At 72.9% G+C, this 11580-nt stretch carries 6 protein-coding genes; all 6 read right to left on the bottom strand.

Annotated elements, in window-relative coordinates; translation table 11 throughout:
* A complete protein-coding gene (locus PV721_RS15125; RefSeq protein ID WP_319724280.1) occupies nucleotides 1–6705 on the bottom strand; it encodes a non-ribosomal peptide synthetase in 6705 nt (2234 codons plus the stop codon).
* 208 nt (nucleotides 6706–6913) lie between these two features.
* The gene (locus tag PV721_RS15120) at nucleotides 6914–7708 is read right to left on the bottom strand and encodes a thioesterase II family protein (RefSeq protein WP_319724278.1); all 795 of its coding nucleotides are present in this window, start codon (nucleotides 7706–7708) and stop codon (nucleotides 6914–6916) included.
* 345 nt (nucleotides 7709–8053) lie between these two features.
* Nucleotides 8054–8851: an ABC transporter permease gene (locus PV721_RS15115; protein ID WP_319724276.1), complete on the bottom strand. Its 798-nt coding sequence runs from the start codon at nucleotides 8849–8851 to the stop codon at nucleotides 8054–8056.
* Nucleotides 8848–9861 carry an ATP-binding cassette domain-containing protein gene (locus tag PV721_RS15110; protein ID WP_319724274.1) on the bottom strand — a complete coding sequence of 338 codons (1014 nt, stop codon included), beginning with the start codon at nucleotides 9859–9861 and terminating at the stop codon, nucleotides 8848–8850. Before PV721_RS15110 ends, PV721_RS15115 begins: the two co-directional genes overlap by 4 nt.
* 45 nt (nucleotides 9862–9906) lie before the next feature.
* Nucleotides 9907–10755 carry a DUF4097 family beta strand repeat-containing protein gene (locus PV721_RS15105; RefSeq protein WP_319724272.1) on the bottom strand — a complete coding sequence of 283 codons (849 nt, stop codon included), beginning with the start codon at nucleotides 10753–10755 and terminating at the stop codon, nucleotides 9907–9909.
* Between the two features lie 107 nt (nucleotides 10756–10862).
* Nucleotides 10863–11393: a toxin-antitoxin system HicB family antitoxin gene (locus tag PV721_RS15100; RefSeq protein ID WP_319724269.1), complete on the bottom strand. Its 531-nt coding sequence runs from the start codon at nucleotides 11391–11393 to the stop codon at nucleotides 10863–10865.
* Nucleotides 11394–11580 lie beyond the last annotated feature (187 nt).

Genomic DNA, 11580 nt, shown 5'->3' with positions numbered 1-11580 from the left:
TTACTGTCCACTCCTGTCCATCTTGCGCAGTCGAGGCCGGCTCGACGTGCCTGCGTTCTTGACCGTGCGCGAAAGCTCTGAAATTGCGTGAGACTCGAAGATCGACCGCAAAGGCACGCTCACCCCGAGCACCTTCCGGATACGGCTGGTGAGCCGTGTTGCCAGCAGGGAGTTGCCCCCCAGTTCGAAGAAGTCGTCGTTCATGCCGACCCGTTCCACGCCGAGCACCTCCGCCAGCAGCTCGCAGAGAGCCGCCTCCTCGGGAGTGCGCGGCGCCCGGTAGGGGCGGCCGGCCGGTTCGGGTTCGGGCAGCGCGGACCGGTCGGGGCGGCCGTCGGGCGTCAGCGGCAGCCGCTCCAGGGTCACGAGGACCGCGGGGACCAGGGCCGCGGGCAGGTACCGCGCCGCGTGGGCCCGTACCTCGTCGGCGTGGGCCCCGGGCTCGGCGCCGTACGGTGCGGCGGGTACGAGGTAGCCCACCAGCTGTGCGGTCCCGCCCGGCCCGTGGCCCTCGCGGGCGACCACGGCGGCCTGGGCCACTCCGGGGTGCCCGCTCAGGACGGCCTCGACCTCGGCGGGCGCGACCCGCGTGCCGCGGACGGCCGCCTCCGTGTCGCCGCGCCCGAGAAACTCCAGCCGGCCGTCCCCGGTCCAGCGGACCAGGTCACCGGTGCGGAACATCCGCGATCCGGCCGGGCCGTACGGGTCGGCGACGAACCGCCCGGCGGTCAGGCCGCCGTGGCCGCGGTAGCCGCGGGCCGGCGCGCCGCCCGCGAGGTACAGCTCCCCGACCGCGCCGTGCGGCACCGGGGTCAGACCGGCGCCGAGGACGTACGCCCGCACTCCGGCGAGCGGCGTCCCGGCGGGCACGGCCGAGGTGCCCGGTGGCTCCTCGCCGTCCGGCGGTGAGAAGGCGGTGGCGAAGCCGGTCTCGGGGTGCCCGTGGAGGTTGACGAGCCGGGCCCCCGGGGCGGACTCGGCCGCCCGCCGCGCCAGTGCGGCCGGCAGCGGCTCGCCCGAGAACACGATCGTGTCCGTGTGCAGCTCCTCGGCCACCTCGTCGAGCAGCTCGGCGAAGGCCGAGGGGGTCGTCGCGAGCGTCCCGCGCCCTGCGGCGGGGGGACCGAGGAGGCGGTGCCCTGCGAGGGCCCGCGGATCCTGCAGCACCTCGAGTCCCCCGCCGCCGCAGAGCGCGGCGAGGATCTCCAGGACGGGCGGTTCGGCGTCTCCCGGGAGCCCGGCCAGCAGCCGCGGGCCGGCCGCGGCGCCGAGCCGCGCGAGCAGCCCCGTCACCCGGTCCGCCACGTTCCGGTGGGTGGTCTCCACCCCGGTCGGCCCGTCCGGACCGCCGCAGGCGTACGAGAGGTACGCGAGCCCGTCGGGCCGCCGGACGGGGGCCGGAGCGCAGGCGCCGTCGCCGGAGCCCAGTTCGTCCAGGTGCGCGGCGGGGACCGCGGTGTCCGCCGCGGCGGCCGCCGTGTCCGGGTGCGTGAGCACGAGGAGCGGCCGCGCGTCGGCCAGGACGCGCGCGAGGCGGTCGGCCGGGTGGCGCGGGTCGAGCGGCAGGGCGGCGGCGCCGGACTTCAGTACGCCGAGCAGCGCGACCACCAGGTCCGCCGAGCGGGGCAGGGCCAGGGCCACCGGGGTCTCCGGGCCGGCTCCGCGGGCGATCAGGCCGTGTGCCAGCCGGTTCGCCCGCTCGTCGAGCTCCCGGTAGGTGAGGGACTCCGCGCCCGAGACCACCGCGACCGCGTCGGGGGTGGCGGCGGCCTGCCGCTCGAACAGCTCCGGGACGGTCGTCCCGCCGGCGCCCGCGCCGGTGGCCTGCGGGCCCGCGCCGAGCCCGTTCAGCAGCCGGTCCCGCTCGGCGGGCTCCAGTACGTCCACGGCGCCCACCCGGCGGCCGGTGTCCTCGGCCAGCTGCCGCAGGATCGCGGCGAACCTGGCGGCGATGGACTCGGCCACGGCGGGGTCGAGCACGGTGCGCTGGTACTGCACCGCCAGGCGCAGCCGGTCGGGCTCGATGAAGGCGAGCACCGTCACGGGGTAGTGGCTGGCGGTGAAGGAGCGGATGCCGGTGATCGAGATCCCGGCCGCGCGGCTGGCCTCGACGATGCCGGCCCGGTCCATCGGGAAGGACTCGAAGCCGATGATCGTGTCGAAGAGGGCGTCCGTTCCGGCGGCCTGCTGGATCTCGCTCAGGCCGAAGTGGTGGTGGTCCATCAGCGCGGCCTGCCGGCCCTGGACCGTGGTCAGCAGCTCGGCGAGGGTGTCCGCGGGGGCGCACCGCACCCGCACCGGCAGGGTGTTGAGGAACATGCCGACGGTGGAGTCGGCGCCCGGCAGGGCGGGCGGGCGGCCGGCGACCGTGGAGGCGAACACCACGTCCTGGCGGCCGGTGAGCTGGGCCAGCAGGATCGCCCAGGCGCCCTGGACCACCGTGTTCAGGGTGACGCCGAGATCGGAGGCGCGCCGGAACAGCTCGCGGGAGGCCTCGACGGGCAGCGGCACCTCGGCCTGCCGCATGGCGATGTCCTCGGCGGACCCGGCGGACTGGGCTGCTCCGGCGGCTCGGGCTGCCCCGGCGGCTCCGGCGGCTCCGGCGGCTCCGGCGGCTCCGGCGGCTCCGGCGGCTCCGGCGGCTCCGGCGGCTCCGGCGGCTCCGGCGGCCGGGGTGGACACCACCGGGGCGAGCAGCGTCGGCTCCCCGACCCCGCTGAGCTCCTCGCGCCAGACGCGGGCGGACTCCTCGGGGTCCTGGCGGGAGAGCCAGGCCAGGAAGTCCCGGTAGTCGCGGGCGGGTTCCAGCCCGGTGGCCTGCCCGGCCGATCCGTAGAAGGTGAGCAGGTCCTGCATCAGCAGGGGCACCGACCAGCCGTCGAACAGCACGTGGTGGGCGGTCAGGACGAGTTCGTACGTCTCCTCGCCGGTCCGGATCAGCGTCATGCGCAGCATCGGCGGCGCGATCTGGTCGAAGTGCGTGGTCAGGTCCTCGGCGAGGAACCGCTCGAAGGCCTCCGCGCGCTCCGCCTCGCCGAGCCCGGACAGGTCGAGGTCCTGCCAGGGCAGGGTCACGGAGTCCAGGACGAGCTGGACCAGGTCCCCGTACGCGTTGTGCACGAAGGCGGTCCGCAGGCTGGAGTGCCGGTCCAGCAGCGACTGCCCGGCGGCGCGCAGCCGGCCGGCGTCCACCCGTCCGGACAGGTGCAGGGCGTACTGCACCTGGTAGGCGTCGAAGGAGGAGTCCTCGAAGATCGAGTGGAACAGCAGGCCCGACTGGAGCGGGGTGGTGGGCCAGACGTCGGTGAGGCCCGGGAAGCGCCGCTCCCAGCCGTCGATGTCGTACTGGCTCGCGCTCACCAGCGGCAGGTCCGAGGGGGTCAGACCGCCGGCGTCGGGCCGGGCCGCGTACCGGGCGAGGCCCTCCAGGGCGGCGCACCACAGGTCGGCGAGCTCCCGTACCTCCGCCGGGGTGAGCACTCCCTCGGGGGCGCTGAAGGCCGCGTTCAGGACCGGGCCGGCCGGCTGGTCGCTGACCGTGGCGTTGATGTCGAGTTCGGCGGAGGCCGGCATCCGCGGGTCCTGGGCCGCGTCGAGCTCGGCCAGTTCGGCGATGGCCGCCGTCTCGGGGGCCTGGGTGAAGCCCGCCCCGCGCTGTTCGCCGGGCCGGTCGGAGCCGGTGGCGAAGCGGCCCAGGTAGTTGAAGCCGACCTGCCCGAGGGGGTGTTCGGCCAGCTGGGCGGCGGTCTGCGGGTTCAGGTGGCGCAGCAGGCCGTAGCCGATGCCCTTGTCGGGCAGGGAGAGGAGCTGCTCCTTGACCTTCTTGACGGCGAGGCCGGCGGCCGGTCCGCCCGCGAAGGCCTCGTCGAGGTCCACCCCGGCGAGGTCGAGGCGCACCGGGAAGGCGGTGGTGAACCAGCCCAGCGTGCGGGCGAGGCTCGCGCCCGGGGCGGCGGACTCCTCGCGGCCGTGCCCTTCGAGGCGGATCAGCGCGGAGGCCTCGTCGACGGAGCGGGTGCGCCGCCACTGCGCGAGCGCCAGGGCCAGCGCGGCGAGCAGTCCGTCGTTGACCCCGCCGTGGAACGCCGCGGGCAGGTCGGTGAGTACGGCCTCGGTGACGGAGACCGGGAGCTGGACGTGGGTGACGCGGACGGAGGACCGTACGTCGACGGCCGGGTCCAGCCGGCGGGTGCCGAGCAGGGGATCGGGACCCTCGACGACCGAGCGCCACAGGTCCAGCTCCGCGACCCGCTCGGGGCACAGGGCCTCGTCGGCCATGGCGTGCGCCCACCGGCGCATCGAGGTGGCCACGGGCGGCAGTTCGGGGGTGCGGCCGGAGCTGATCTGCTGCCAGGCCGAGGCGAGGTCGGGCATCAGGATGCGCCAGGACACGCCGTCCACGATCAGGTGGTGGAGGACGAGCAGGAGCCGTCCGGCGCCACCGGGCTCGGCGCCCTCGGCGCCCTCGGCACCCTCGCTGCCGGTCGCGTCGAACCAGACGAACCGGGCGACCACGCCCGCCGCCGGGTCCAGCCCCTGCGCGGCCTCCTCCAGTTCCCCGAGCACCAGGTCCCGCCAGGACTCGGCGTCCCAGCGGCCGTCGCACGCGACCCGGTGCAGCAGCGGCTCCACGTCCACGGAGCCGGCGGGCGCGACCACCAGTCCGTCGGCCTCACCGTCGCCCTCGCCCTCGGCGTCGGCGACGAGGCGGGAGCGCAGCAGGTCGTGGCGGTCGACCACGGCCGTCAGGGTGGCGGCCAGGCCGGCCCGGTCGATGCCCTCGGGCAGCTCCAGCACCATGGCCTGCAGGAAGCGGTCGAAGCCGGGACCCCACTCGCGGATCCAGCGGGCGACGGGCAGCAGCGGCATCCATCCGGTGCCGCCTCCGTCGAACTCCTCCAGGACCGGGCCGGTGGGGGCGCCCTCCCCGTTCGCGACGGCGGTCTCGGCGAGCCGGGCGACGGTCCGCTGCTCGAAGACCTGGCGGGCGGTGACGACCAGGCCGCGGGCCCGGGCCCAGGACACGACCTGCAGCGACTGGATGCTGTCGCCGCCGATGGTGAAGAAGTCGTCGTCGATGCCGACCTGGCCCGCGCCCAGGGCCTTGGCGAAGAGGTCGGCGAGGATCTCTTCCTGCGGGGTGCGCGGGGCCCGGTAGGTCTCGCCCTTGAACTCGGGTTCCGGCAGGCGGGCCTTGTCGAGCTTGCCGTTCGGGGTCAGGGGCAGCCGGTCCAGCAGGACGAAGGCCGCGGGGACCATGTGGTCGGGCAGGTGCTCGGCGGCGAAGGCGCGCAGCTCGCCGGCGCCGAAGCCGGAGTCGAGGGCGATGCTGCCGTAGGCGCTGCCCTGCGGGCCCGCCCGGCCGGGGCGGCCCGAGGCCGCGGGGACGACGTAGGCCACCAGCTGGCGGCTGCCGCGCCGCTCGTACGGGAGGACCGCGGTGTCCGCCACGCCGGGGTGGCCGCTGAGCACCGCCTCGATCTCGAGCGGCTCGATCCGGATGCCGCGGATCTTGACCTGGGTGTCGACGCGCCCGTGGAAGACGAGTTCGCCCGCCGGGGTCCGCTCCACGAGGTCGCCGGTGCGGTACATCCGGGCTCCGGGTCCGCCGGAGGGGCAGGCCACGAAACGCTGGGCGGACAGGTCGGGGCGGCCCAGGTAGCCGCGGGCCAGCGAGGCGCCGGAGACGTACAGTTCGCCGATCACGCCGGCGCCGACCGGGCGGAGCGCGTCGTCCAGGACGTGCACGTCGGTGTCGGTGATCGAGCGTCCGATCGGCGGTACGCGGCCGTCGCCGGCCAGCGGCGCGCTCATCGTGGCGCACACGGTCGTCTCCGTGGGCCCGTACGCGTTGATCATGCGGCGGCCGGCCGACCAGGTGGCGACCAGTTCGGGGGTGGTGGCGTCTCCGGCGACCACGAGGGTCTCGACGGAGTCCATGGCCCCGGCGGGGAGCGCGGCGAGCACCGGGGGCGGCAGCGTCACGTGGGTCACGCCGTGCCGGGCGATGGTGTCGGCCAGGGGGTCACCGGGGGCCAGCGCCTCCTTGTCGGCCAGCACGAAGGCCGCGCCGGACAGCAGGCCCATGCACATCTCCCACACCGAGGCGTCGAAGCTCGGCGAGGCGAACTGCAGCACCCTGCTCGCGGGGCTCACGTTCAGCCGCTCGACGTGCGTGGCGAGCAGCGGGGCGAGGCCGTTGTGGGTGACGGCGACGCCCTTGGGGCGGCCGGTGGAACCGGAGGTGTAGATGACGTACGCGGTCTGCGCCACCCGCTGCGGGCGGATCCGGTCCGCGTCGGTGAGCGGGCCGGCCGCCTCGGCGGAGACCGCCGCCACCGTCTCGGGAGCGTCCAGCAGCAGTACGCGGGCGGGGAGTTCGGGCAGCAGGCCGCCGGTGACTGCGTCCGCCAGGACCAGGCGGGCGCCGGAGTCCTCGACCATGTACGCGAGGCGGTCGGCTGGGTACGCGGCGTCCATCGGCAGGTACGCGCCGCCCGCCTTGAGCACCGCGAGGACGGCCACCCACAGCTCCGGCGACCGCTGCGCGGCCACGCCCACGATCGACTCCGGCCCCACTCCGCGTCCGACCAGGACCCGGGCCAGGCGGTTGGCCCGCGCGTCGACCTCGCGGTAGGTCAGCGAGGTTTCGCCGAAGACCAGCGCGACGGCGTCCGGCGCGGCGACGACCTGCTTCTCGAACATCTCAGGAATCGTCGCCACCGGCACCGCCGTGTCATGGAACGAGCACAAAGCGACCATCCCCCAATGGTTGGACATGAAGACAGGAATCTCGTGGGTTTGATTCCTCATTGATCTCAGCCGGCGGGCGGTGCGGCAAGCCCGAAAAAGCTGCCACACAGGAATTGCCCGCGGAAAACCGCACCGCCCGTGATGCGACCCGATGGGGAGCTTAGGGCGCCAGCACCGTACCGGCGATGAATTCGAGCAGCTCGGCGCTCAGTCCGGGCTCGAAGAGATAGAAATGTCCGCTGGGGTAGACACGCAGGTCGAAGGCGGTGTCGGTGTGCGCGCCCCAGGTCTCCATCTCGTTCAGCGGCGCCCGGCTGTCGGACTCGCCGACCAGTGCGGTGATGGGCACGTCCAGCCGCGCGCCGACGGGCATCGCGTGCTGCTCCCACAGGGAGAAGTCGTCCATCACGGACGGCAGCAGGGCCTCCATGGCGTCCTCGTCGTCGGCGAGCTCCTCGTCGAAGCCGCCGAGCCGCAGCACCTCGGCACGGAACTCCTCGTCGGACAGTCCGTGCAGCTGGGGGCGGTTGCGGAAGGGCTCGGGCGAGGCCTGGCCGGAGAGGAACAGGTGGGCCGGCCGGGGGCCGCCGCGCGACTGGAGCGCCAGCGCCAGCTCGAAGGCCAGCAGGGCCCCGCAGGAGTGGCCGAAGAAGGAGAACGGGCCGTCCAGGACGGGGCGCAGGGCCTGCATCAGGGCCCGGACGAGCGGGCCGACCTCGGTGGCGGGGTCCTCCATGATGCGGTTCTGCCGGCCGGGCAGCTGCACCGCGACCACCTCGATGTCGGCCGGGAGTTCCTGCACCCAGTCGGCGAATGCTCCCGCTCCGCCGCCCGCCTGCGGGAAGCAGACCAATTGATGGCGGTGTCCGGGCCGCCGCGCCCGCCATATGAAGGGACTTTCGACGACCAGTCCGGCGGCGGTTTCCGTTGCGTGGCTGCGCGTGTGTATGACCATGACCCCTCTGCAGATTTCGATGGAAGCGGAAAGCAGAACGCAGAAAGTGGAATGCAGTACCGGGTGCGTTGGTGCAGCGGGCCGGGTCGGTCACGGCCTATTTCCCGCACTTCCGCAATTGATCGTAGGAGTGGCCCCCCGACGAGGCAAGGAATGCCCCCACAGCCCTGCCGGACGGGTACTGGTGAGCGATTCCTCCTTGCGTTTTCGGCCATCGCGCCCCGTTCTTCGCCCTCCCGCTGTCCCGTCGACGGGACGGCGGGACAGCGGGAGCACGAAGAACGGGGCTGCCCGGCCTGTCGGCCGGGCAGCCCCGTTCGGTTCTCGCGTGGTGCGGTGTGGCGGCTAGCTCTTCGCCTCACGGTTGAAGGCGGAGCGGGCCCAGAGGAAGCCGAGGACGCTGAGGACGAGGCCCCAACCGAGCGCAAGCCAGGCGCTGTTGCCGATCTCCGTACCCATGAGCAGGCCCCGGAGGGTGTCGGTCATCGGGGTGAAGGGCTGGTACTCGGCGAACCAGCGCAGTCCGACCGGCATGGACTCCGGCGGGACGATGGCGCTGCCGAGGAAGGGCAGGAAGGTCAGGGGCATGGGCGCGTTGCTCGCCGCCTCCACGCTGCTGGAGCCCAGACCGATCGCCGCGGACAGCCAGCTGAGGCCGAAGGCGAGCAGGGCCAGGATGCCGAGGGCGGCGAGCCACTCGACGACGGTGGCGTTGGGCCGGAAGCCCACCAGGAGCGCGACACCGATGACCAGGACCAGACTGATCATGGTCTGGATGACATTGCCCACCACGTGCCCGGTCAGCACCGAGGAGCGCGAGATCGACATGGTCCGGAAGCGGTTGATGATGCCTTCGGTCATGTCCGTGCAGACCGACACGGCGGTCGAGACCGCGCCAGCGGTGGCCGCCATCAGGAGGATGCCGGGGGCTACGAAGTTGGTGTAGTCGCCGCGGTCACCCGTACCGCCGCCGGGCAGTTCGATGCCGGCGCCGAGCGCGCCGCCGAAGACGTAGACGAACAGCAGCAGCATCAGGATCGGCATCGCGACGATCGAGATCGTCATCGAGGGGTAGCGCTGTGCGTGCTTGAGGTTGCGGCGCAGCATCGTCATCGAGTCGCGCATCGCGTACGTGGTGCTCATCGGCGGGCCTCCTGCGCCGTGTTGGCGGGGCTGGGAACGGTGGTCGCGTGGTGGCGCGACCCGTCACCGGTGAGGGCGAGGAAGACGTCGTCCAGGTCGGGCGTGTGGACGGTCAGTGCGTCCGCCGTGACACCGGCGCCCTCCAGCAGGTCGAGGACGGCGCGCAGCGCGGGGATGCTGCCGTCGCTCGGAATCTGCAGGGTGAGCTTCTCCTCGTCACGGGCGCCCTCGTCGAGGCCGAGCCGGCGGGAGGCGGCGTCCAGGCTGAGCACGTCGGAGAATTGAAGGCGGATGTGCCCGCCGGGAATGCGGCGCTTGAGCTCGTCCGCGGTGCCCTCGGCGACGATCTTGCCCTTGTCGAGGACGGCGATCCGGTCGGCGAGCTGGTCGGCCTCCTCCAGGTACTGCGTGGTGAGGAAGATGGTCACGCCCTGGGCGGTGAGCTGCTGGATCAGGTGCCACATGGTGCGGCGGCTACGCGGGTCGAGGCCGGTGGTCGGCTCGTCGAGGAAGATCAGGCTCGGGTTGCCGACGAGGGTCATCGCCAGGTCCAGCTTGCGGCGCATGCCCCCGGAGAAGGTGGAGGCCATCTTGCCGGCCACCTCGGTGAGTTCGAACTGCCGGAGTAATTCGGCGGTGCGGCGCTTGCCCTCCGCGCGGTCGAGGTGGTGCAGGTCCGCCATGAGGAGCATGTTCTCCTCGGCGGTCAGCAGCCCGTCCACCGCCGCGAACTGGCCGGTGACGCCGATCCGGGCACGGATGGCGTCCGCGCTCCGCTCCAGCGAGTGCCCCACCACGGTCGCCTCGCCACCGTCGGCGGCGATGAGCGTGGAGAGGATCTGGACCGTGGTGGTCTTCCCCGCCCCGTTCGGACCGAGCAGCGCGAAGATCGTGCCCGCCTGCACATGCAGGTCAATCCCGTCGAGTACGACCTTCTCGCCGTACGACTTGCGCAGGCCGACTGCGCTGATCCCCTTGGGCGGGGCCATCTGTTCGGTCGCGGCACTCATCGTGCCCCCTCCATTTCGTAGCTGTTGCGAGGCAGAGCTCTGACGTCAGGCGCCGTGCGCACGCTGGATGGTGATGTCACCGAGGCTGGTCCTCGCGTGCACCTTGACGGTCTCCGCGCCCTCCGTGGGGCCTTCGGCGGATCCGAGGGTGCTGTAGACCGTCCCGGACTGGGAGTTGATGTCGAGCCAGGCGGCAGTCCCCTGGCGAATCCCGACTTCGAGGTTGCCAGCCTTAGTCTGGAGCTCGACCGTGCCGCGCGCCACTTCCTCGATGCGTACGTTGCCGTTCGAGCTCTTTGACGTCACCGACCCTTGCGCCCGGCCGACGGTGATGTTTCCATTGGCGACCTTCAGCCGCAGATCGCCCGCCACGTCGTCCAGCCACGTGTTGCCGTTGGAGTTCTTGATGTCGGCGTCCCCGCCGATCGTGCGGACCCGCACCTCGCCCGAACCGGTCGTGACGTCGACGTCGCCCGTCGCCGTGTCGAGCTGGACGTCCCCGTGCTGGGTCTTCAGCCGCACCGGACCGGCCTGGTCGAGCCGGATGTCGCCGGCGCTGGTGCGGACCTCGCACTCGCCCAGCGTCCCCTTGCAGGTGATGTCACCCATCTCCAGGGTCCCGAGGAGCCGCGAGCCCTGCGGCAGCGAGACCTCGACCAGGACCGAACCGCGGGCGGAGAACAGCCCGCGCGCCTTCGGCGTACGGATCGTCAGCGTGCCGTCGGAGAAGTCGACCTTGGTCTCGTCGGCGGCGCGCTGGTCGTCCTTGTCCCCGGCGGTGCGCGGGTGGATCTCGACCACCGTGTCGGTGCGGTCCCCGGCACTGATCCGGGCGACACCGACCTCGACGTGGATGTTCGCGGTGATGGGTCCCTTGGTGTCGTAAGAAGGCATGGCTGTCCCGTCCTCGTGAGTCTGGTGGTCGCCCCCGCTCCGGGGACGTCAAGGTGTGACGCGAGAGTGGTCGGCCCCTCGCACGCCGAAACGGTGCTCCGGTGGGGCTAGCTCACCCAGCCCGTGAAGCTCTTCCTGCCGCTGCCCCGCTGGGGCGCCGGCCCGTCACCCTGCCGCCCGCCGCCGGGCTCGAGTGCACCCGAAACGGCCCTGACGAGCCATGCGTTGAGCGACAGCCCCTCCCGCGCGGCCGCTTGCTCCGCACGCGCCTTGACGTGGCCGGGGAGTCGGAGGTTGATGCGTGCGGTACTGCTGTCCTCTCCTTCCGGCACGGGCGGCACGGCGGGCAGGGCATGCGATTCCTCGTAACCCTGCACCGCGAAGGGCTCGTCCCTCGGCGGGGCGGTCACGACGAACTCGGGCTCGAGCCCGCGCAGTCGCACGTCCACCGAACCCGGAGCGAGCTCCCGGGTGACCTCACCCATGGCGTCCGACAGGGCATTCAGGAGGGTGAGTCTGGCTGCCGACTCTAGCGGTGCGGTGATGCGCTCGGCGAGAGCGCGAGCATCGTCGCCACCCGCTTCGGCGGCCACCGCGAGCTCGTGGCGAAGACTGGCGACATAGGGCGTGAGGTCCATGTCCCACAGCATGACACACGCATGGCGCCATGTCGAGCCAATCTGGCACCACATGTGCCACTACCAACAAACCCACAGGTCAGATGCGGCGCCACCGTTGCGCCACCCTGAGCCACATGGCGCCACCGCCCCCTGGCCGCACCAGTCCGGCACCACGCGGCACCACATGCGGGCGACTGCGCAGGGG

Origin of the sequence: Streptomyces sp. MB09-01 (assembly GCF_033794505.1) — a bacterium.
In the GTDB taxonomy this organism is placed as follows: domain Bacteria; phylum Actinomycetota; class Actinomycetes; order Streptomycetales; family Streptomycetaceae; genus Streptomyces.
This window is presented reverse-complemented; position numbering and strand designations above follow the sequence as displayed.

What these genes read in the sequence shown, in the direction of transcription:
- PV721_RS15125 (WP_319724280.1), bottom strand. Translation starts at nt 6,705, where the DNA reads ATGTTCGAGAAGCAGGTCGTCGCCGCGCCGGACGCCGTCGCGCTGGTC.
- PV721_RS15120 (WP_319724278.1), bottom strand. Translation starts at nt 7,708, where the DNA reads ATGGTCATACACACGCGCAGCCACGCAACGGAAACCGCCGCCGGACTG.
- PV721_RS15115 (WP_319724276.1), bottom strand. Translation starts at nt 8,851, where the DNA reads ATGAGCACCACGTACGCGATGCGCGACTCGATGACGATGCTGCGCCGC.
- PV721_RS15110 (WP_319724274.1), bottom strand. Translation starts at nt 9,861, where the DNA reads ATGAGTGCCGCGACCGAACAGATGGCCCCGCCCAAGGGGATCAGCGCA.
- PV721_RS15105 (WP_319724272.1), bottom strand. Translation starts at nt 10,755, where the DNA reads ATGCCTTCTTACGACACCAAGGGACCCATCACCGCGAACATCCACGTC.
- PV721_RS15100 (WP_319724269.1), bottom strand. Translation starts at nt 11,393, where the DNA reads ATGGACCTCACGCCCTATGTCGCCAGTCTTCGCCACGAGCTCGCGGTG.